Consider the following 21,083-nt stretch of genomic DNA (forward strand, 5'->3'; position numbering starts at 1 on the left):
TCGGTGAACATTTCAAATAACGCAGAAATTCGCCATTCTGAGAGACTCCCATTTATTGTCTCGTCGGCATCACAAGCCATGCTACAAAGTATCCTATTATACCTGCACCACCCATCAAGGTAAATATCACCCATCCGAGTCTTACTAATGTGGGATCGATATCAAAGTACTCTGCAATACCGGCGCATACCCCCGCAATCTTTACATCCGTTGCCGACCTGTAGAGCCTTTTCTTGTTTTCCATAATACTATCCTCCCCCTCAACCCTTATTAAACTCTAGTATAAGTTTATGTATACCTATCTACTTTAACAATTCTAGTATTTTTTCTTCAATATAATCTATTAATTCCTTCTCTCCTATAGAAGTACTTTCGTCATATAGTGAAGGCTTTACTCTAAAGAAGTTAACAATAAGCTTATTATCAACTATTTTGTACTCGTCTAAATGTCCAGGTATAAAGGTTACTTCTATTTCTTCATATCTTGAGCTGTTCTCATCTTTGTTTAGTTTTTCAATTATTGAGTCTAGGTTTAAAGTTTTTAATGGCTTTACCATCATCTCTGTATAACCTAGATCTTCAAGCATCCACATATTATTGTTCCAGAATCTACCCTCTTTTTTACTCTCACCTTCAAAAATTTCTCTGTTTGAAATAGCACTTAAAGCCCTTCTCACAGATTCTTCATTAAATTCGTTATCGTATATTAGCTTCATCGAAGGCATATTTGCGATGTCATTTAAATAACCTTCTCCAACCTTTTCCTTATCACTGGTTGCTTGCCAATAATACAACATAGCTTCTATCACTTCTAAATTAACTTTTATCCTTTGCATATCATATCTCCTTTCAAATATAATCCCATATTATTATACTCCATATATCAAGTGAAATCAAAGCATTAGTTAATCATCACTAGATATACATGATTATGTATAAAAACATTCTCCAGAGTAATAATATTAAGGTATATAATTTTGCTGTACGAGGAGGAAATTATGAGAAAATTCGCAGGTGCTTGTCTAATAGCTTTAGGTGTTATAGGTCTTATTATGCCACTTATCCCTGGTTGGTTATTACTGTTACCGGGTCTGTTTTTAATTTCTTAATATCCTGTGTATGTAATTTTGAGGTGATTATTTGGAAGTATTAAGCTATGTTCCCGGTCGAGTTAGATTTAAGGAAATAAAAATTTATAAAAACAAAAAATTGTCGGATGTCCTAAGATTGTATTTAAATGAATGGATAGGTGTCAAGAAGATCAAGGTTAATCCTGTTCTTGGCACAATTTCCTTAAAGTATGATGCAAATCGTGTTACGGTCAATGATTTGAAAGAAAAAATTGAAAAAACTCTTTCGTATGATGAAGAGTACCTATATTTTTTTGCCGAGCATTATAAAGAATATCTCATTGAAGAAAAAAATCTTCAAGTAGCAAAAAGAAAGATGATTCTTTTTGGTTCCATATACATACTATACAAAATCAAACAGCATTTCTTCGGAAAATATGCTATTGCTAATAGTTTACCAGTTTTAAGAATTGCTGCTTTAGTAACTATAATTAAGGGCTATCCAAAAATAAAAAGAGCCTATAATAGAATTGGTTCCTATTTCCCTACTAACCCAGATAAGCTATTATTAATGATTGCAATCTCTCTTTCCCTTATAAGGGAAGGAAGTAAAGGAACTATGTTGCTATTCCTCAAGGCATTTACAGATGCAATGAACTCCTATTCTAGTCTTCAAATCAAAAGAATTTTACTGATGAATACTAGTAACCCCAGCAATCTGATTTGGTTTAATCATGAAAACAAAGAATATCTAATGCCTCTAAGATCAATTGAACCTGGCGACATTGTTACATTTTATGAAAACGAGAATATATTAGTTGATGGTTCAGTTGTAGAGGGTAATGCTACAATTAACCAATTATATTATTCTGGTCAGCCTGAAATAAAAAGAATAAGAAAGAGAAGTAGGGTTTACGAAGGTATGGTTATTACCTCTGGAAGTATAAAGGTAAGGGTAATCAATGTTCCCAATAGATCTTTTAAACCCGACGTTCTTCTTGAGAAATTAAAGATTAAAAAAAGAGTCAAAAAATATCAAGAAAAGTCCATATACACTGCTTCAATCTTATCCTTTATAAGCTATCTTATTACAGGTAGTACATTGGCACCTCTATCTGTTTTGTTATTAATGACTCCTTCTGCTTCAAATGTTGCACTAAATTCTGGCTTAGCTAACTATCTTAAATTACTGCTGAGGAATAAAATTGTCCTTAGAAATGTAAATACCGTTGAAAAGCTTATCCATGCTAATAGTATCGTCTTTGATAAAACAGGCACTTTAACAAAGGGACGACTAAAGATTGCCAATATCGAATTATATGATAAAAAATATACTGAAGATGAGATCTTAAGAATCTGCTCTTTATGCGAGGGAAATGTCTGTCACCCTGTTGCTCGTAGCTTAAAGGTACATGATTTTTATTCTGAGCCTTTAGCATCCGAACCAATATATATTCCATCAAAGGGTATAATAGCAAATTATCAGGGACATAAAGTAGTCATCGGTAATCAAAAGCTAATGAAAGATAGAAAAATTAGTCTTAAGAATACAGACAATACAGTTTCTATTGATCAGGGATTTTATTTACCTGTATATGTAGCAATTGATCGAAATATTTGCGCTAAAATTTCTTTGATTGAGGAACTAGAAGAAACAGCTGTAAAATCTGTTTCCTTAATAAAGGAACTCGGTATTACTGATATCTCCATAGTCAGCGGTGATTTGAAAAGTAATACAGGTCACATAGCCAGAAGCTTGAACTTGGAAGATTATCACGGAGGTCTCTCACCTTCTGCTAAGGAAAGGTATGTAGAGGATAAAAAGACATTCGGATCTGTATTAATGGTCGGTGACGGTATAAATGATACAGCCGCATTAAAATCAGCTGATGTAAGTATATCCTTTGTTAATAATTCCTGTCAGCAAGCTGTACTTAAGTCTGATTGCATATTGGAAGAAAAAAATATGTTACTGATTCCAAGACTTATGAGTTTAACTGAAAAGTCTTATTACAGAATACAAAGAAACATTGACTTTAGTCAGAACTTCAATTACGTAATGGGTTCTATCGCCATGTTTGGATACATAGGTCCCTTTAAAGCTAAAGGTTTAAATACCGCGAATTCAATCCTCGCTATGATAAATAGTATGAGGATACTAAATATTAAAGCCAATGATAAGTTGCTTATGCGAGGTGAAAATAATTAATGAAGAGCTTTTTTAGACCCTTTAATGCTGAGAGTCTTTTAGTTGCATTAGGACTAACCTTTATAACCTATATGGTCACTCCAATTGCTAAGGAGTTATTTAGACAGGTTACAGCAGATGATAAAAAAATATATGGTATTAATAAGGGTGATGATAAGAAATTTGTAATGGGAAAAGAATCCCTATAGTATTTTATAAGCCACTGTTTAAGTCAGAAAACATTATATAAATATTTAACCCCTTGTAGCTTATGCAAACTACAAGGGGTTAAATATTTATTCTATGCTGCTACATACTCTTCTTTTGTCATCACGAGCCTTGAGGCCTTTTCTTTTATAAAATCTAGTCGCCCTATAATGCTAGCCATAAATAGTAATGCCAGCCACTCATATACACCTAAAGGACATGTTCCAAAAAGTCCTGCTAAGGCCGGTATATAGATACTACCTACTAAAATCGTAGAGGATATTACAACTGAAGGAATGACGTACTTATTCTTTTCAATAGTACCATCTCTACAATCAAATACATGGAACATTTGATTTGTAACTATGCTTGCATAAGTCAAGGTACGTGCTTTAATAAGATTTCCTGTAGCTATATAGGTTCCTGCAAACAAACCAAATGCACTTAATCCCATTAAGAATCCCCTTGATAATATCTTCATTAGAAGAGATCTATCAAAAATACTTTTCTTTCCATCTCTTGGCTTCTCACTCATAGCATTATAATATGGTGGGTCTACACCAAGGGCTAATGCTGGAATTCCTTCTGTTACTAAGTTTACCATTAATATTTGACTTGCTATAAGTGGTGTAGGTAATCTAAACAGTGAAGCTGCTAATATAGCTAATACTTCTCCAATATTGCCTGATAAGACATATCTTATGAATTTTTTTACATTACCACTTATTCCACGCCCTTCTTCAATCGCCTTTACTATTGTAGTAAAGTTGTCATCTGTGATGACAATTGAAGCGGCTTCTCTAGTAACATCTGTACCATTTTTTCCCATGGCAATTCCTATATTTGAAGCTTTAATAGCGGGAGCATCGTTTACTCCATCTCCAGTCATAGCAACTATATGTCCTTTTTCCTTTAATGCCTTTACTATTCTTAGCTTTTGATGGGGTGAAGTTCTTGCATATACAACAACATCATCGATAATCGCTGCCAATTCCTCATCGGATAGAGCATCAAGCTCCTTTCCAGTAAGGACTTTTCCACCTCTGTTGAAGAGATCTATTCTGTCCCCTATTGCCACTGCAGTTTTCTTATGGTCACCAGTTATCATGATAACCTTTATCCCTGCTTTGTGACACTTTTTAATAGAACTTTTAACCTGTGGTCTAGGTGGATCTATCATTCCCGTTACACCTATGAATACCAGATCCTTTTCTATATCAGCATCCTTCTCTGGTACCAAATCAATCTCTTTATATGCAAAGGCTATTACTCTCATAGCCTTACCTGTCATAATATCAATTTTTCCTTGTATCTTTAGGATATCATCTTCTGTAATCTCTCTAATAACTTCTCCATCAATTATTTTTCTACACTTAGATAACACTACATCCGGTGCACCCTTCATATTTATCGTATGGCTTTCTGAGTCATCCTTACAAATCACTGTCATCTTTTTTAATTCAGAATCAAAGGCAAATTCCTTTACTCTTGTATAGCACTCGAAGTGGTCTAATGAAAATTTAGCCTTTTCAGCTAAGGCCAAAAGAGCACCTTCAGTTGGATCTCCTATGATTTCCATAGTATCATCACTATTTACTTCATATGAAGCATTGTTACATAAACTGGCAATTGTTATCAAGGTGTTTAATCCTTTATTTTTCTTAGCATCAATGATTTTACTTCTATAGTAAATATCACCCTGAGTACTATTTCCATCACCTGCTACTTTAAAATCTGAATCTAAAGTACTTATGTCTGTAACTGTCATTTGACCTGTTGTAAGGGTTCCTGTCTTATCAGTACAAATTACATCTGCACAGCTAAGGGTTTCAACACATGGAAGTTTTTTAATGATAGCACCCTTTTTGGCCATTCGCTGAACTCCAAATGCTAATGATATGGCTAGTACCGTTGTTAACCCTTCTGGCACTGCTCCAATTGCAAGACTAATACCCGTCCTTACCATTTCAAGTGCAGGTTGCCCGTTTAGCAATCCACTTAGTACAACTACTCCGGATATACCTATACATCCCCATGTAATAACCTTAGCTAGTTTTTCTAAATCCATCTGTAGTGGAGTAAGCTCATCATTGCTTTCGTTTAGCATTTCGGCAATCATACCCATCTCAGTATTCATACCAGTTTCCACCACTATGGCCTTTCCATTTCCCTTGACTACATTAGTTCCCATAAATATCATATTTTTTCTTTCAGCTACTGGAACATCTGTAGCATATTTTACTTTATGGGATTTTTCTACGGCCTCAGACTCACCTGTTAGTGTTGCTTCTTGTACCTTAAGATTAGAGCTGGCGATTAGCCTTGCATCAGCAGGTATCATATCCCCTGGCTCAAAGCATATTATATCGCCAGGAACAATATCTGTAGAAGGAATCACTTGAACCTTACCATTTCTTATAACTCTTGAAGTCTCAGATGCGTACTGCTTTAAGGCTTCAAGGGATTTCTCTGCCTTATAGCTTTGCCATACTCCAAGCATTGCTTCAACTATTACTATTGTAAGAATAGTTAATGCGTCTGCAACCTGTCCTAGAAGTATCGAAAGGACACTGGCACCTAATAAAATTTTCATGATAAAACCTTCAAATTGCTCAATAAACATCTTAAAGACCGATTTTTTATCCCGTTTTTCAAATTCATTAGGACCACACCTCTCAAATATATCCTTAATCTTTTCTTCTGTCAGTCCTTTTTGAATATCAGTCTTTAGCATTTGTTTGACATCAATAATAGACATCTTATACCACTCTTCATAGTCACTAGATATTGTTCTTCGAGGTCTCCCCTTAGATAGGCTAGCTTTATTTCTAGCATCCCTCGAGTATCTTTCTTCAACAATTTGATTTACTGTAGTGATTCCCCCATTGGTAGAAGCTGCGCTATTAAACATTTCTCTACTCTGTTCAACAACCAATTTATATCCTTTTATTTTTGACTCGATTGACTCTAATAGATTTTCAACTGCTACTTTATCACAATCATACTTGAGAAGTAGGGATTTAGTATAGGTATTAATTTGAACAGTATATATCCCATCTAGACATTTTAAAGAGTTTTGTAGTTTATGTGCCAGATTTGGATTTCTATACAAATCCGGTATCTTAATTCTTATTCTACCTGGTATAGCTGTTACTAAGTACAGATTTGTTTCATCCTCCCTCATCCGCATCCCTCCTTGGATTTCAACCTCAGATTGCCCATATGTTTTATATAGACAATTGAGTAAACACTTTTTCATTTATTATTGAGCTCTTTGCTATTTTCTATTCACAGATCAAAATGTTTACATCAAAAAATTTAACCTAGACTTAACATTGCTCTAAAACTTACTTAACATAGTTTTACTATCATAATGTAGTAATGATTTTAACTTTGCATATAGAAATTATAGACTTATTTAGATTTTGGAGGGTTGAGAATATGTTTTTAACGAATTTAGATATGTATATTTCTTTAGAGAAAGCATATTTAATAATAGACAATGAAGTAGATCAATATTTCAAAAGAATTGAAGACAAAACTCTAAAGTTCCTTAATAGGGGTAACAGTATTTATAATTTCAAAAAAAGTGATATACTGAAAAATACTTTTCATAATAAAGATTTTGAAGAATTTTTGTTAAATTTAATATATCAGATATGTAATCAATTAAACGCTAATTACATTGAAGCGATGGAAGAGGGCTTCAACGTAGATTTGGAATCAATTTCACAATTTAATATGAATTTTGCCCTCAATAATCAATATAAGTTTTCTTATCACTTAGCAAAAAATATAGAAAAAAATATTGACGAAGTGGTAGAAAACAATCTTTTTAATAGAGTTTCTAATAAAGCTATGAATTTCTTTTTAGGTAAAATATCTCCATCAGATATAATTTCATCCTTTACTAACCTATCAAGCGATGACTTTAATAAAAGACATAAAATTGATATTCAAAGGCGAATTAAAGGTATATTAATTAACTTTAAGGTTAGATTAAAAAACACATTAAAATCTCAAGTTTATGACAATCTCTTATGTATACAGAAGAATAATATTAAGACTGCATAGTTCACTTCAAAAAATCTTTCTATATTCATACTATTTTTTCTTCATATTTTAATATGTTCATATTCCTATAAACTTTGATCTTTCAAAGTTTTTTTATTTTTTTTGTTATATATGTTTTATCATGTGTTAATACTAATTTTTGATAACTATTTTTATGTTAAATCCAGTTTTACCAAACGGAGGTGAAATAATGGAACCACTGGGTATAATCTACGGATTAGCTACCTTCTTTGGAGTAAAAGGAGTCCTTAAAGCTGCAAAACAGCCCCTCAGAAAAGCAGCAGTTTTCACAACCAGTCAAGTGTTTAATACATTAGACTGTGCAAAGGAAACAGCTTATAACATTAAGGAAGGCTTTGAAGATATAATCGCTGAGGCTCAATATGAAAATTTGAAGAGAAATCAAAGCTTTATGGATGAAGATGATACTCAATTTGCAAATGATTAAAAGGAGGAGAAAAAGATGATGTTACTTTTGAAAGTACTTCTTATTGGAGGATTATTTATATTAAGTTCTAATCTTATCGGCATGGTTATGTCAATATAATGGAAATAGTATCTTTTATTCCAGGTAGGATAAGAGTTAAATATATTAACTTATATAAAAACGTGGATTTAGCATCACATTTATATAATGAACTTTATAGTATCAATGGCATTTACCTTGTAAAAATTAACGTTTATACGGGAAAGTTATTGATTATTTATGATAAAAGCAAGCTCTCTTTTGAAGAGTTATTATCAAAAATAGAATCATTGACTATGATTGATTATGAAAGTAATGAAGAATATTTAACTGCAGATAGCCTATTCAAAGCAAAAAGTAAATTAAGTCATAGGAATCAGATGATGGATGAAAACAAATCTATATCATTCTCTATTTTTAATAATGAGAATTTTAGTGTTTTTTTCAAACCTATCCTTTTGATTTCTATATCGGTTGCTCTAACCCTACTTTCTGGTCAATATATCCTTATATCAAGGTTTCTATTACTGATGCTAATATACAAATTTATTTCATCAGTGCTTAATAGCTTTTATAAGAAAAAGTTATCTACAGTTTTTGAAAGTAAACCTAATGGAGAAATAATTTCCAATAAACTTAATTTTGAAAACTCCGTTATAAAATTCTATGATAGTATAATTCCTATAATAGTGGTAATTGCAATACTCTACTCGTTAAGCATTGCAAATTATACCCCTTTACTGTCTATAGTATTTTTATTAACTTTTAATTCATTAAATAGATCCGCATCAATAGTTTTAAATTCTATGTCAAGAAGGCTCCACACTAATGGTATTCATCTCATTAGTTTAAATAAGCTGGATGAGATTTCGAATTTGAGTACCATTATAATTGATAAAACCCAAGACACTTCTGATTTAGACAAGGCTTTTATTGAGGATCTTAGAGAACATGGGTTCTATGATATTCATATCTTTACTACCAACTTTAATATTGAAGAGCAAACAAAAAGTCTAGAGCTCACTGTATTTAGAGTTGGAGATAATGATCTAGAAAAAATTAAGTATATACGACCTTTAAAAAGGCGTAATGAGACAATTGCCTTAATAGTTAAAGAACCTGCCAGTCTCAAAATATTAAATGAAGTAGATATAAGTATATCTCTTTCTAACAAACTTAAATCTATTAACAATGGGCCGTGGGATTTAGTTATAGACCATTATAGTTATAACACTTTAGGTGAAACAATTGATTATATAAAGTACACTCTAGAAAAAATATACCAAAACCAACTAATCTCATTATGGTTGAATATCTTAGGTATTGTTTTTTCCTTTAGCAATAAAATAAAGCTAATATACATCGGTTTACTTTCTATAGCCAATGAAATATTAGTGTACTTAAATTCCCTAAGGCTGTTAAATTATGAACCAATTTATGAGTAAAGGGTGATAAGGTGATTAATAGGGAACAAGTAGAGTCTAATCTTAATGAAATACTTGCTGTTTTAAAGAAAAATATGACAGAATCATTCGAACATATAGATAAAAATCCTAAGGATAGCAAAGAGATGATTGCCATATGGAAGGATTTTGCAAATAAATTCATGAAAGAATTTATTAGATTAAGTGAAAAATATAATAACAAAGATATTGCTAAAGCAATTGGAAAAATGATAATGTTTGGAAGATAGGAGGTTATTACATGAATTTGCTAAAACCCTTTGGAACTGAAAGCTTCATCCTAGGAATAGGTATTGCAGCTGTAAGTTATCTTCTGGGACCGACTATTAAACGTGGCGCCAAGGGTGTTGCCGTTAAAGGAATGCAAGGAGCTTTAATGGCTGGAGATGCTGCAAACGAGGCGATGGATACAGGCAGAGACAAGTTTAGTGATTTTATACAAGGCATAATGAATGATGGAAACAATAATGTAATGGATCAAGATAATGATTTTCAAAAAGAGCTGTTTAATGAACTAAAGGCCGAAAGACAACAATATAGTGAATTGATGAAGGAATTGGTTTCATCTGTTAAAAGTCTTCAAGGCGAAGTAAGTGAATTAAAAAAATCCGCCGCAACTACTGCCCAGGCAACTAAAGCAACTGCACAAGCGGCAAAGACAACTACTAAAACGTCTACCACCAAATAGAATAAAGATAAAGGGGGTGTCTCAGAATGGCAAATTTCAAAACCTTGAACTTCACTCATTCTGAAACACCCCGGGGCTAATCTCATGAGAAAACCGTATGAGACAGCCCCTTTTATTCGGCTTTTTGTAATGCATAGGATTTTTTATACTTATTAATTAATTCTTCGCCTAATTCAATAATACTATCAATAGAATAATCTTCGGCTATGTTCTCCATTTTCATCTTCATTTCTTCTAAATCTTCTGGATTATTAACTAGATTATTAATAAGACTATCTATTTTATCAATGTCTTTAATTATCATGGCTATTCCTGATTCCGATAGAAACTCCGCATTTTCTTCTTCCTGACCTGGAAGCATATAAGGTATTAAAATTGGCAGTCTTTTAGCTATAGCTTCTGATACAGTTAAACCACCAGGCTTTGAAATTAATATGTCAGAGTCATCCATTAGCTTAGGAATCTCGTTTGTGAAACCATATATCTTTATTTCCTTATCATACATAGATTCACTATACTTAGATTCTATTCTCTTCAGCAATACCTTATTGTTTCCACAAACAACATTAATCCTTAGTTTACATTTACAATTGACTAACCCCTCAAGTACTTCTTCTATAGCAGTTATTCCCATGCTACCGCCCATAAGAAGTACTGTTAAATTCTTCTTCTCATCACTCTTCACATTGGCATTGCCAAATAAAAAGTCCTGTCTAATTGGAATTCCATAAGAGTAAAGCTTGCCGGCTTCTATGCCCTTATCAATCATCCCTTGGTTAGTATATTCACTACCAGTGATATATGCATCAACGTACTCTCCATAGTATGAGCTATGGGCTTTAAAATCTGTTACAATCGAAATGAATGGAATAGATATTCTTTTCTTCCGTTTCAGCCCACTTACTATATTAACAATAAATGCATGTGTCCCAATTATTAAATCAGGTTTTACTTCATTGATCGATTTGTTGATCTTTCTTTTGAATAACTTAAATATATATTGGGAAATTTTAGTATTTATAAATTTTTTATTGCTATATTTATAAAGACCCCTATACACAACCGGCAGACTGCATGATAGAATTTCATACCCTTCAACAACTACTTTTTCCATAACTTTATTAGTTAGCTTTAAAATATCTACTACGACTACTTCATGGTCATATTCTTCAAGCTTTGAAGCTAGAGACTTAGCAGCTTGATTATGACCCCCGCCTGTCGAAGCTGTAAATATCAAAACTTTTCTCATACCCATATTCCCTCCAAAATTACATTTCATAACATATCTTCTCTATCACACTTAAGTATTTACTTCTATAGAGCAATTATCTTCTAAATTTTTTGTCATTAATTCAGTTAAATATCTTTCAAATTCTTCTCTTAAATCCTCTCTTCTAAGTGCAAACTCCACAGTAGCTTGTAAAAAGCCAAGCTTATTTCCAACATCATATCTTGTTCCCTTAAATTTATAGGCATACATAGCTTGTTTTCTTGATAATTCCTTTAGAGCATCGGTTAATTGAATTTCTCCACCCGCACCAGGTGCAGTGTTATCAAGAATGTCAAAAATTTCTGGTGTTATAATATATCTTCCTAAAATAGCTATGTTTGAAGGAGCTTCTTTCTTGACTGGTTTCTCAACTAAGTTCTTAACTTTATAGACGTCATCTTCAAGATACATCCCTTCAACAATACCATATTTATTTACATCTTCTTCTGGTACGGTCTGAACACCAAGTATAGTTGTCTTATACTCATCGAATACATCTATTAATTGTTTTAGGCATGGTTTTTCGCTATGGACAATATCGTCTCCTAGCAATACAGCAAAGGGCTCATCTCCTACAAAGCTCTTTGCACAATTAATAGCATGACCTAAACCCTTAGGTTCTTTTTGTCTTATGTAGTGGATATTTACCATATTTGAAATATCTTTTACCTGAGAAAGCAATGCATCTTTCCCTTTATTCTCTAACGCAATTTCCAGTTCAATTGATCTATCGAAATGGTCCTCTATTGCTCTCTTATTCCGACCTGTTATTATTAAAATTTCTTCTATTCCAGAATCTACAGCCTCTTCAATTATATATTGTATTGTTGGCTTGTCAACAATTGGTAGCATCTCTTTAGGTTGTGCTTTTGTTACAGGTAAAAATCTCGTTCCAAGGCCTGCTGCAGGTATTATTGCCTTTCTTACTTTCATATATGCCTCCTTATAAAGATAAAACTTTTCATGTTAAAAAGAGTCCCTAATTTAAGATATTAAAAATCTACATATTTTGTCACAATATTATTTCGTTATCCATTTTATTACATTTCAGCTAATTTTTCCAAACTCTCTACACTTATATTATACTCATATTACTGTCCTACTGCAATATATTTGAAACCCCTTTATTCTAATAACTATTGTTCATTCTAATATAGATTATGTATAGACTCAGTTTCATTACATAGGTTTTATCTATTCTCTATATTATTGTCTACACAACTTATATTTAAACTAGAATCGGAAAGGCAAGTACCAGTTACTATCATCTTCATACAAATATTGCAATTTTTATCAACTTAACCTATAATTACTTTAGCTAGTTTTTTGAAAGGATGTAATTATAATGATTTTAAAAATCATATTATTTTTAGCCATCACTTTTTCTATTTCATGGATAATAAGTCTCTTTGATAAAAAGCTTGGACTTAGATATAGATTATTAAAATTATGTGGAACACCTAAATTGTACAAAATTACTCTTTGTTTTATTTTATGCATATTTACTATTGTTTCTAGGAATTTTCTAATATCAATTATTCTTTTTCATCATTTTTCACGGATTCCAAATGAGCAAGATGAATATCCTTATAGCTACCATCTTACTCTAATGGCTTCCTTCACTTTTCTTCTTTTGTGGTTTTCAATTAGATAGTTTTATAAAACACTAACGAATGCCAAGAAACAAAGTTAATGGGTGTGTATCATAAGAAACCTTTATGAGACAGCTCCGTCTTAAATATTATATATATATAATCTTAGAATTCCATTAAAGCATTCTTAAATTAATCTTAAATATCTATTCAATAGTAATTTTCATAGTGTGACTCACTAATCTCATGCCAAGACTTTTATAAACATATGATCTTAAGCAACATAGTTAATCTAACAAAATTCACGTTGAGACAATATTTAAAAACTGTCTTAACGTGAATTTTGTTAGTCTTGTATACTTCCAATTTATCTTGGTCAATATAACCTATTATCTTAAGGATTAGGTGCGATTCTCGAAGCAGTGAACAAACCAGGATTTCCAGTTCTCAAAACAGAAACAGCACCAAAAAAACGAAAGCTAACGCTATACTCAGCCGTTGGAGTTGTAGGGCTTTCATCTAAAATTGAGTATGTCATAATTGTAAAAGCTCCTCCAGTAGCATCTTGTAAATAATTAGGCAGATTTACTCCGTTTCTACTAAAATCAAATGCTACGGTTGTACTAGCACCGATCACGTAATTTAGGGATAGATTTAGTTGTATTCTGTCACCTTGCATAACATTGTTTAGCGTTACAGTTGCTAAAGTATCACCATCTTGGAAGTCGGTTAAACTCGCAATTTCATCACTAACGAATTCTCTAAGTAATCCGTTTCCTATAGTGCCACCGTCAGTATTAACATTAACGCTATCATTAGCGTTAACATTAATGTTATTGATTATCTTGCAACAACAGTCTTTATCTCTATCTTTATCTTTATGACAATGTTTAATATATCCGGTTATCTCTAACTCCCCCTTTTCCTATTTTGTACATTATATGACTGCCTTTTTATTATGTTCCAGACTGCTTGGCTTGTTCATATTTCTCCTTTTCCTTCTAGTTAGAACCAACACCATCCTAGGTATCACTAGCTTTGGGGCATTATTCAAAATCTAATATTTTCAATGCATATACACAAAGCAGACTTACACTTTAACCTTTAAAATTGTTCTTTATGGCTTTGTTAATAAAAATAAAAAAAATAGAGCATGGCTCTATTCAGATTGTTAACTTTGTTAACAAGATGTTAGGCTTTTAAGAAACGTAAAGTTCGAGGCGTGCTAAAACTAAGAGACCGCAGCGTATATAAACATACGTCAGGGTTCTTGGTTGAAGCAACAACGAAGAAATTCGGGTTTGTTAACAGCCTCAGTAGAGCTATGCTCTATTCCCTATAACATACTATTCATAACTGGATAATCCTCATAAACGCCTCCTGTCATTGGCTTTACATCAGAGTTTAAAAAGCCTGCTCTCATTATGGACTTTGAGCCGAATCTCGTGCGTATTTCATCTATGGTACTATCAAGACTTCTGAGTCTTTCCTTATCTCTATCATCAAAGAGTGAAGTTTGGTAATTCTCATTTTCCACAAGTCCCGATAATCTAATACCTAAATGTCTTAATTTTGTACCGTCCCATACCTCATCAAATAGTGATTTAACTATTGAATATATTTCCTTAGTACAATCCGTTGCCGCATATAATTTTCGTTGATGTGAATAATTGTGAAATTCATGGGTTTTAACACTTACAGCAACTAATGTACACATTCTGCCACTATCCCTAAGTCTCATAGAGGTCATCTCCGTTAGTGATAGTAATATCAAGTGTGCAGTTTCCTTATTTTTAACATCGAAACTAATGGTGGTAGAATTCCCTAGTCCTTTCATACCTGCTGCACTTACAACTCTTACACTAGAATCCTCGATACCATTGGCATACTTCCAGATCATATCTCCATGGCTTTTAAGCCTATACCGTAGAGTTCCTATATCTGTTTTTGCTAGATCACCTATCGTATATATTCCCATACTTCGCAGCTTTGGAGCAGTTGCCGGGCCAACCATAAACAGTTCATTCACCGGAAGCGGCCACATCTTTTCTTCAATTTCATTTGGAAACAGCGTATGAACCATATTAGGCTTTTTCAAATCCGAGGCCATCTTTGCCAGTAGCTTATTATGTGAAATTCCGATGTTTACTGTAAAGCCAAGTTCTCTATATATTCTATCCTTTATCCTATATGCTGCTTCAATGGGGTTACCATGTATGTGATCCATATTGCTCATATCCATAAAACATTCATCCACTGAAAAACGCTGAACATTTTCACAATACTCTCTTAAAATTCCAATCATCTCATTGCTGCATTTCATGTATAATCCATAGGATGGAGACACTATAGTTAGATTTGGACACTTTTTACATGCTGCATATAATGTTTCCCCTGTTTTAATTTTATATTTCTTTGCTGGAATTGACTTAGCTAATACTATTCCGTGTCTAGTTTTAGGATCTCCTCCAACAACGGAAGGAATATCCCTAAGATCCGTTTTCTCTCCATGCTGTAGTCTATATACAGCTTCCCAAGAAAGATAAGCTGAGTTAACATCAATGTGAAATACTATTCTGTCATTACTTTTGCTTGTCATATTATCACCTTAATATAATAGTTCTTATCATTATACTAACCGAACATTCGTTCCATGTCAATGTACTATGCGAACAAATATTCTTAAAGCTCCTGACTACATATGTTTAAATTGATTTTTGCCAGAAAAAAAACTTTATTATTTTCTCTATATCCTGGGTATATTCTTTATAAATCATCTGTAATATGAGTACACTATATTTATAGAGATTCAATTACAGGATCTCAACTTTCGCATAAAAAAACAGGAGGGATTTATATGAAAACAATTATTTCTATCGAATACTGTACATCTTGAGGCTACCATCCAAAGGCAGTTAGCCTTGCAGAAAGTCTTTTATCTGAGCATAAAAATTCAATAACTTCTTTAAATCTGATACCTTCTTCCGGTGGAGTGTTTGAAGTTAAGTTTAACGACGAGCTACTATTTTCTAAAAAGGAATTAGAAAGATTCCCTGAAGAAAATGAAGTAGAAAAATTAATTAGCAACAAACTATAATTTCCATGCGAAAGTTGAGTATCTTTTAGATTCTATATTTTCTTTACAGGTCTGAGTATTGCATATCCATAGAGTTCAGGGAAGTGTCTCTGATATATTTGTTTTTTACTCTCATCCCATGCATACCCAATGGGATTTGGATCAAAGCTCCACGCAATGTTTTCCACATTCTTCATTACATCATCATTATCTTTTAAATAATCAAAGGGAGGGTGATAGAAAACTATATACTCTGTAGAGGATATCTCTTTACATTCCATTCCCTCAGGTATCTCGCCATCATAGTCCTGTGAAACAGGAATACCATAAAAGTATCCCTTCTCTTTGCCTTCATAAAACCAACCGGCCATCTGAGTAAGTTGATCTTTCAAAGTAAATGGTGACATACTTTCAATAGTCCCGCATATATCATCGCAATTATATCTACCTGTCATGAAAAAGTCATAATAGTTTTTTGCATTTATATCCCAAACACCTATAAATTTATGGGCCGGTATAACTTCAATTTTGATTTCTACGATCTTTATCTCTTTTTTATTACTTTTAATGTTTTCTTTTATAGAATAATGATAGGGTGAAAAAACTTCCTGGATCATTGCTAAAGGAATTGGTTTTTGTGAAATACGATATTTTCTAGGTGTAGTACCAAAGGCTTTTGCGAATGCACGAGTGAATGCTTCTTGAGATGAGAACCCATACTTTATTGCTATATCAAGTATGCGTTCGTCTGTATCTCTAATATCTATGGCTGCGCGACTTACCCTTCGCCCTGTAATATAATCTCTTAAAGTCATTCCTGTAATTGAATGAAATTGATTAGAACAATAATAAGTTGAGTAGCCAATTTGCTTAGATAGGCTTAGCAAGGGTGACCTTTTTTCAATATTTTTCTCGATCCAGGTTATCATTTTTTGAACTGTCTCATTCCATTCATACATTATGGCATTCACTCCTCTCTATTTATATATTCTTCTAAGCTACTTCTGATATTTACTTATGTATTCTTCTATAAGTTTGACTCTTTCAACTCTCCCTCTCCTTCTATTTGCATTTAATTGCAAGTTTACTGGAGGTACTTTTATTTTATAGCTATTCCAAGTTAGATCTTCTAGGTTTTTCTTAGCATAGGGGCCGCAATCTATTGGTTCAGGCTTATCTAAACATTCCTGAGGCTCAGATGCAATATCGATTCTTGCCTTAAGAAATATTACTCCAAAATCCTTTGTTAGCCATCCATTAGTATCAACTATTGGCTCTACTATACAATCAGTAAAAATCTCACTTACTTTATCTATATCTCTTGAATCAACCATTATATCTATATCGTGGGGATTTAGCTTTATCCCTCTTAAGCAAGCAGCGCAGCTCCCCGTTAACCACCAATCTACTCCACTTCCTTCGATCCTTTTCAGAAACTCAAGTAGTGCTTCTTTCCAAGGAATCGGTCTAAAGTATCCAAGCTGGCTAAACATTTCTTCTGCATATCTCTTGTAATTTGATTTTATCTTCTCCAGATTTTCTATATTCTTAGAAAATTTCTTTATATAGCCGTCTTCATCCTTCTGATAAAAACACATTTCTAATACTTCTTCATATTTCTTATCATAATTATAGACCCTAAATATAACGTCGTCACCATATTCTTCAAAAGATATTTTCATATATTATCCCTTCCCTTTCATTCTATAGATTTTTGCTAAAGCTAAAAGTAATAAAGAATCTACTTAGAGAATATCATAGGAAAAGAATTTGGTTTTGATTTGAGTTGTGATATGTTTTTCTTATAATCAATTACATTTATAATATTTTGTCAAAAAGAAAAACCAAGCCTCCTCGGTTCTAATCTGTATTCGAATCTATAGGCAGTTTTTCTTCTATAGTTAATGGAAAATCTTTATCTTCAATGTCATAATAATATTCAGCAACTGTGCTGTAATCAGTTGATTTAACGTCCTTTATATTTAGAGTAATATATATGAACAGTATAAATTGTCCTATAATAGAAAAATGGGAAACCTTTAAGATTCTCCCTTAAACCATCCTTTAGTGCATCGAATCGTTCTGTAGAAGGTTTATAAAAACTTTATATTCATAATCCATCCGAGTATTGCAATTACAAAAATATAACATGCTAATCCTAAAACTAAATTTCTTTCAATTATTAACGTTTTTGTTCCAAGAATAATCAAAATTATTTCAATTGGCAGTGCTACAACCTTCATAAAATTACCTCTTTAAGCATAATTTATTTTCACCATACACAAATGTTTGTTCGTTGTAAATAATGGTAATATTACTATTTTGTCGTATTGCGTCGAATTATGCTATAATATTACATAAAAGGGAGGAGAATTCATGAAGGCAACTGGTGTAGTTAGAAAGTTAGATTCACTAGGTCGTATTGTTATTCCTATCGAATTAAGGCGAGTAATGTCTATTCAATCAAATGATCCTATAGAAATATCTATTGATTCTAATTCTATTGTTATTGAAAAATATATAGACCGATGTTATATTTGTAGTAATACAGAAGATTTGAAAGTCTTCAAAGAAAAGCATATTTGCCATGATTGTATCGATAAGTTATAAATCTCTAGAGTTAGAAAAGGAAACTACTTTCAAAGTAGTTTCCTTTTTTTCTACGTTAAGTTCTGTTTTAGTGTTGTTTAAAGTCCAGACATTTCCGACGTCTCTAAACTGGAGCCAAAAAGAATACTTACTGCCAGTGCTTTGCACCCAATGAAGAGATATCTACTAATCTTTTGTTAGCTGATATCAGACAACGTTAACATCACTGATTTTGAGAATAAAAACTCTTACTATGCTTTTATTCTTCATTTTCTTTACATGTCTGACATTCTCTTAAATACCAAGAGAATTTTGTTCCACACTTACAAGTCCATTTTTCAGTCTGTAATTCCAACCACTTCTCCTCGCAAATGCTTTTTAACAAATTAAGGTTATCTATTGATTCTGCATGATGTGGTTTCCCGTCGCTATTAAATCTTATTAATTTTTCACATGGAAAATCATTGCATTGGCTGCAATATTCAAATCCTTTATTCATTGCACAGTCCCTTATATCACATTCTCCACATTGATTTTCCAGTCTGCATCCAGGGCAAAATCTAAGTGGTTCATTCTTCAAACGGTCATATTGTGTCGGCATATGTGCTATATGCTCTCTATTATTTTCTTCAAAAGCAACTTTAAAACTACACGCTCCACAATAAAGCCCGCAGTAAGCTATTAATTCACTTGCCATAAATTCATACCTCCCAAAATATTAATTCACTACCTTCAGTCGCTTATTAGACTTTTAAAGTTCCTATCCACCCAAAATTTGTGCAAAAAGGCACGATAAATCCGAGTCCGATTTCAGCTAATCTATGTGTTACCGACTACTTTACGGCGATAGTGCTTCGAAATAAGTATATTACACGACTAGTTGTGTCGGTAATACTCTCCTATATATTAGACATTCTTTTTCACATTATATCATATTTTGTAAATATTTGGATTAATAGTATTATTAGAACACATACAAAATAGAATAGAATTTTAACTCTTTTATCATTCTCCGCTAAACTATTATTCTTTTTTTCTGAATATAAAGAAGACCAAGTTTCCTCGGCTAGATGACAATGGGGAGGGAGTTACTGTCATCTTCTTTTCCAAACGTAACCCCTATATACTTTATACCTCATTAACCATATTCACCGTTTTAACCCCATCAATAAACCCCTGTTTGTAGATTATCTTGAAATACTGAATATCCGCTTCATTTATCTTTTCTTCATAGCTAAATATTAGAGACCGATCTTCCTTAGGTAAAGATTTTATTATTTTTCTAATTAAATCGTTGCATTCCTTTTTTAGGTTTTCAACCTCCCTATCATTCCTTATTACCTGTTCGTCTATATCTGTTATTCTGTCGATAATAAAATCATCAAAATAGTTGCTTAGATTTTTTAGCATTGTGTTAGCCCCCCTTTTATAAAAGCATATGATCTTGAGAAATTAAAAATTTAGTCATCAAAACCAAATAATGATACTAGATACTACATTTCATTCTATATTACATTATGTAATATTTACTTAAGTATAAATTACAATTTGGAATGAGTTAAGATTTTTCTATCCATTTTGTAATATTCATCAAAATTTATTACAGTAAGTAGTATAATAACATTAAACACATTACGAGGGGTTATATTTATGCTTAACAATAGATTGCAAAGCTTAAGACAAGAAAGAAAACTAAAACAAAATGATATGGCCAAGAAGCTGGATATGTCTCAAAGTGGATATAGTCATTATGAGCAAGGTATTAGGATACCTGACGCAGTAACACTAAAGAAAATTGCTGATATTTTAGATACAACGACTGACTATCTGCTTGGCAGTACTGATATTAAGGACAAAGGATGTAACGATGTAGCACTGACTGATGATAAAACTGACAACCTAGCTGATGAAATACTAGAAATCTATATTAAAAAGGGCAAAATAAAAAAGGGTGAAAAACTCACTTTGGAGCAAAGAGAAAAGATCTTAAGAGAAATTGAAATTTTTATTGATATGAGTGATAGGCTTGAAGGTAATTGATTGTTTTCAATATTACCTTTGAGCCTATTTTATTTGTTATACTGTGGCATTATTTTCTCCTATAATTGAAAAAATAGAGTCATTCTCTATTCTACTATAAGATACTATTCCTAACTGCGGAATAACTAGTACAACAGCTATTAATTTTTGCCACTTATATTTTACCTACTTCAAAACAATTATTTTCGCTTCTTTAAAATTTCTACGAACCTTTACAAGTCTCATTCATAAAATAGTATTGCAAGTTTTATATATCAAAATCAAAATTAATGTTAGAGATAAGCAACTTTAAGGTTGCTTATCTAAATGATTTGAAGTCTGGCTTTTATAATTTTGTTATCCCAATAAATATAAATAACA

The 21,083-nt window shown here is 32.3% G+C and carries 22 protein-coding genes; 10 read left to right on the forward strand and 12 right to left on the reverse strand.

Annotated elements, in window-relative coordinates:
- Nucleotides 1-52: 52 nt before the first annotated feature.
- Together R9X47_RS04415 and R9X47_RS04420 are read right to left on the reverse strand one after the other, a co-directional pair.
- Nucleotides 53-244, reverse strand: coding sequence for a PspC domain-containing protein (locus R9X47_RS04415; protein ID WP_432665510.1), 192 nt, complete (start codon nt 242-244; stop codon nt 53-55).
- Nucleotides 245-302: 58 nt separating this feature from the next.
- On the reverse strand, nt 303-836 hold the full coding sequence (locus R9X47_RS04420) for a TDE2712 family protein (protein WP_432665511.1): 534 nt from the start codon (nt 834-836) through the stop codon (nt 303-305).
- A gap of 304 nt (nt 837-1,140) precedes the next feature.
- Here R9X47_RS04420 and R9X47_RS04425 point away from each other — a divergent pair, with 304 nt between their 5' ends.
- Together R9X47_RS04425 and R9X47_RS04430 are read left to right on the forward strand one after the other, a co-directional pair.
- A complete protein-coding gene (locus R9X47_RS04425) occupies nt 1,141-3,279 on the forward strand; it encodes an HAD-IC family P-type ATPase (protein ID WP_432665512.1) in 2,139 nt (712 codons plus the stop codon).
- A complete protein-coding gene (locus R9X47_RS04430) occupies nt 3,279-3,467 on the forward strand; it encodes a hypothetical protein (protein ID WP_432665513.1) in 189 nt (62 codons plus the stop codon). The genes R9X47_RS04425 and R9X47_RS04430 overlap by 1 nt, the downstream gene beginning before the upstream one ends.
- Before the next feature lie 92 nt (nt 3,468-3,559).
- On the opposite strand, the gene R9X47_RS04435 is transcribed toward R9X47_RS04430, so the two are convergent.
- The gene (locus R9X47_RS04435; RefSeq protein WP_432665514.1) at nt 3,560-6,649 is read right to left on the reverse strand and encodes an HAD-IC family P-type ATPase; all 3,090 of its coding nucleotides are present in this window, start codon (nt 6,647-6,649) and stop codon (nt 3,560-3,562) included.
- Between the two features lie 257 nt (nt 6,650-6,906).
- Here R9X47_RS04435 and R9X47_RS04440 point away from each other — a divergent pair, with 257 nt between their 5' ends.
- The 5 genes from R9X47_RS04440 (at nt 6,907) to R9X47_RS04460 (ending at nt 10,156) form a co-directional block, all read left to right on the forward strand.
- Nucleotides 6,907-7,539, forward strand: a complete 633-nt coding sequence (locus R9X47_RS04440; RefSeq protein WP_432665515.1) for a hypothetical protein — start codon at nt 6,907-6,909, stop codon at nt 7,537-7,539.
- Nucleotides 7,540-7,729: 190 nt separating this feature from the next.
- On the forward strand, nt 7,730-7,987 hold the full coding sequence (locus R9X47_RS04445; protein WP_432665516.1) for a hypothetical protein: 258 nt from the start codon (nt 7,730-7,732) through the stop codon (nt 7,985-7,987).
- A gap of 98 nt (nt 7,988-8,085) precedes the next feature.
- Nucleotides 8,086-9,450, forward strand: a complete 1,365-nt coding sequence (locus R9X47_RS04450; RefSeq protein ID WP_432665517.1) for an HMA2 domain-containing protein — start codon at nt 8,086-8,088, stop codon at nt 9,448-9,450.
- Nucleotides 9,451-9,461: 11 nt separating this feature from the next.
- Nucleotides 9,462-9,698 carry a hypothetical protein gene (locus R9X47_RS04455; protein WP_432665518.1) on the forward strand — a complete coding sequence of 79 codons (237 nt, stop codon included), beginning with the start codon at nt 9,462-9,464 and terminating at the stop codon, nt 9,696-9,698.
- An 11-nt stretch (nt 9,699-9,709) separates the two neighbouring features.
- Entirely contained in the window at nt 9,710-10,156 is a 447-nt protein-coding gene (locus R9X47_RS04460) for a hypothetical protein (protein ID WP_432665519.1), read from the forward strand.
- Between the two features lie 112 nt (nt 10,157-10,268).
- Here R9X47_RS04460 and R9X47_RS04465 read toward each other — a convergent pair whose 3' ends face one another.
- From R9X47_RS04465 to R9X47_RS04480, 4 genes are all read right to left on the reverse strand, one after another.
- The gene (locus R9X47_RS04465; RefSeq protein ID WP_432665520.1) at nt 10,269-11,405 is read right to left on the reverse strand and encodes an MGDG synthase family glycosyltransferase; all 1,137 of its coding nucleotides are present in this window, start codon (nt 11,403-11,405) and stop codon (nt 10,269-10,271) included.
- Nucleotides 11,406-11,456: 51 nt separating this feature from the next.
- On the reverse strand, nt 11,457-12,359 hold the full coding sequence (gene galU, locus R9X47_RS04470) for a UTP--glucose-1-phosphate uridylyltransferase GalU (protein WP_432665521.1): 903 nt from the start codon (nt 12,357-12,359) through the stop codon (nt 11,457-11,459).
- A gap of 1,053 nt (nt 12,360-13,412) precedes the next feature.
- Complete coding sequence (locus tag R9X47_RS04475) at nt 13,413-13,556, reverse strand: hypothetical protein (protein WP_432665522.1); 144 nt, start codon at nt 13,554-13,556, stop codon at nt 13,413-13,415.
- 798 nt (nt 13,557-14,354) lie between these two features.
- A complete protein-coding gene (locus R9X47_RS04480) occupies nt 14,355-15,617 on the reverse strand; it encodes a DNA polymerase IV (protein ID WP_432665523.1) in 1,263 nt (420 codons plus the stop codon).
- Nucleotides 15,618-15,875: 258 nt separating this feature from the next.
- On the opposite strand from R9X47_RS04480, the gene R9X47_RS04485 reads away from it, so the two are divergent.
- Nucleotides 15,876-16,115: a SelT/SelW/SelH family (seleno)protein gene (locus tag R9X47_RS04485; RefSeq protein ID WP_432665524.1), complete on the forward strand. Its 240-nt coding sequence runs from the start codon at nt 15,876-15,878 to the stop codon at nt 16,113-16,115.
- Between the two features lie 32 nt (nt 16,116-16,147).
- On the opposite strand, the gene R9X47_RS04490 is transcribed toward R9X47_RS04485, so the two are convergent.
- From R9X47_RS04490 to R9X47_RS04500, 3 genes are all read right to left on the reverse strand, one after another.
- Nucleotides 16,148-17,053 carry a helix-turn-helix transcriptional regulator gene (locus R9X47_RS04490; protein WP_432665525.1) on the reverse strand — a complete coding sequence of 302 codons (906 nt, stop codon included), beginning with the start codon at nt 17,051-17,053 and terminating at the stop codon, nt 16,148-16,150.
- Nucleotides 17,054-17,092: 39 nt separating this feature from the next.
- A complete protein-coding gene (locus R9X47_RS04495) occupies nt 17,093-17,776 on the reverse strand; it encodes a nucleotidyltransferase domain-containing protein (protein ID WP_432665526.1) in 684 nt (227 codons plus the stop codon).
- Between the two features lie 411 nt (nt 17,777-18,187).
- Complete coding sequence (locus R9X47_RS04500) at nt 18,188-18,337, reverse strand: hypothetical protein (RefSeq protein WP_432665528.1); 150 nt, start codon at nt 18,335-18,337, stop codon at nt 18,188-18,190.
- Nucleotides 18,338-18,470: 133 nt separating this feature from the next.
- Here R9X47_RS04500 and R9X47_RS04505 point away from each other — a divergent pair, with 133 nt between their 5' ends.
- A complete protein-coding gene (locus R9X47_RS04505; protein ID WP_432665529.1) occupies nt 18,471-18,704 on the forward strand; it encodes an AbrB/MazE/SpoVT family DNA-binding domain-containing protein in 234 nt (77 codons plus the stop codon).
- A gap of 238 nt (nt 18,705-18,942) precedes the next feature.
- Here the strand turns inward: R9X47_RS04505 and R9X47_RS04510 are convergent, their stop codons facing one another.
- Both R9X47_RS04510 and R9X47_RS04515 read right to left on the reverse strand, forming a co-directional pair.
- Nucleotides 18,943-19,380: a DUF3795 domain-containing protein gene (locus tag R9X47_RS04510; protein ID WP_432665530.1), complete on the reverse strand. Its 438-nt coding sequence runs from the start codon at nt 19,378-19,380 to the stop codon at nt 18,943-18,945.
- A gap of 431 nt (nt 19,381-19,811) precedes the next feature.
- Nucleotides 19,812-20,093, reverse strand: a complete 282-nt coding sequence (locus R9X47_RS04515; protein ID WP_432665531.1) for a hypothetical protein — start codon at nt 20,091-20,093, stop codon at nt 19,812-19,814.
- Nucleotides 20,094-20,333: 240 nt separating this feature from the next.
- Between R9X47_RS04515 and R9X47_RS04520 the strand changes: the two genes are divergently transcribed.
- Nucleotides 20,334-20,723 (forward strand): helix-turn-helix domain-containing protein, encoded by a 390-nt coding sequence (locus R9X47_RS04520; protein WP_432665532.1) that lies wholly within the window; start codon nt 20,334-20,336, stop codon nt 20,721-20,723.
- Nucleotides 20,724-21,083: the final 360 nt, after the last annotated feature.

It is taken from the genome of Wukongibacter baidiensis (assembly GCF_050888315.1).
In the GTDB taxonomy this organism is placed as follows: domain Bacteria; phylum Bacillota; class Clostridia; order Peptostreptococcales; family Caminicellaceae; genus Wukongibacter; species Wukongibacter baidiensis.

Excerpts from the sequence above, each read along its gene's own strand:
- R9X47_RS04515 (WP_432665531.1), bottom strand. The coding sequence starts at position 20,093 with ATGCTAAAAAATCTAAGCAACTATTTTGATGATTTTATTATCGACAGA.
- R9X47_RS04480 (WP_432665523.1), bottom strand. The coding sequence starts at position 15,617 with ATGACAAGCAAAAGTAATGACAGAATAGTATTTCACATTGATGTTAAC.
- R9X47_RS04490 (WP_432665525.1), bottom strand. The coding sequence starts at position 17,053 with ATGTATGAATGGAATGAGACAGTTCAAAAAATGATAACCTGGATCGAG.
- R9X47_RS04520 (WP_432665532.1), top strand. The coding sequence starts at position 20,334 with ATGCTTAACAATAGATTGCAAAGCTTAAGACAAGAAAGAAAACTAAAA.
- R9X47_RS04415 (WP_432665510.1), bottom strand. The coding sequence starts at position 244 with ATGGAAAACAAGAAAAGGCTCTACAGGTCGGCAACGGATGTAAAGATT.
- R9X47_RS04505 (WP_432665529.1), top strand. The coding sequence starts at position 18,471 with ATGAAGGCAACTGGTGTAGTTAGAAAGTTAGATTCACTAGGTCGTATT.
- R9X47_RS04475 (WP_432665522.1), bottom strand. The coding sequence starts at position 13,556 with ATGACATACTCAATTTTAGATGAAAGCCCTACAACTCCAACGGCTGAG.
- R9X47_RS04510 (WP_432665530.1), bottom strand. The coding sequence starts at position 19,380 with ATGGCAAGTGAATTAATAGCTTACTGCGGGCTTTATTGTGGAGCGTGT.
- R9X47_RS04450 (WP_432665517.1), top strand. The coding sequence starts at position 8,086 with ATGGAAATAGTATCTTTTATTCCAGGTAGGATAAGAGTTAAATATATT.
- R9X47_RS04500 (WP_432665528.1), bottom strand. The coding sequence starts at position 18,337 with ATGAAGGTTGTAGCACTGCCAATTGAAATAATTTTGATTATTCTTGGA.
- R9X47_RS04465 (WP_432665520.1), bottom strand. The coding sequence starts at position 11,405 with ATGAGAAAAGTTTTGATATTTACAGCTTCGACAGGCGGGGGTCATAAT.
- galU (WP_432665521.1), bottom strand. The coding sequence starts at position 12,359 with ATGAAAGTAAGAAAGGCAATAATACCTGCAGCAGGCCTTGGAACGAGA.
- R9X47_RS04445 (WP_432665516.1), top strand. The coding sequence starts at position 7,730 with ATGGAACCACTGGGTATAATCTACGGATTAGCTACCTTCTTTGGAGTA.
- R9X47_RS04420 (WP_432665511.1), bottom strand. The coding sequence starts at position 836 with ATGCAAAGGATAAAAGTTAATTTAGAAGTGATAGAAGCTATGTTGTAT.
- R9X47_RS04430 (WP_432665513.1), top strand. The coding sequence starts at position 3,279 with ATGAAGAGCTTTTTTAGACCCTTTAATGCTGAGAGTCTTTTAGTTGCA.
- R9X47_RS04440 (WP_432665515.1), top strand. The coding sequence starts at position 6,907 with ATGTTTTTAACGAATTTAGATATGTATATTTCTTTAGAGAAAGCATAT.
- R9X47_RS04460 (WP_432665519.1), top strand. The coding sequence starts at position 9,710 with ATGAATTTGCTAAAACCCTTTGGAACTGAAAGCTTCATCCTAGGAATA.
- R9X47_RS04435 (WP_432665514.1), bottom strand. The coding sequence starts at position 6,649 with ATGAGGGAGGATGAAACAAATCTGTACTTAGTAACAGCTATACCAGGT.
- R9X47_RS04495 (WP_432665526.1), bottom strand. The coding sequence starts at position 17,776 with ATGAAAATATCTTTTGAAGAATATGGTGACGACGTTATATTTAGGGTC.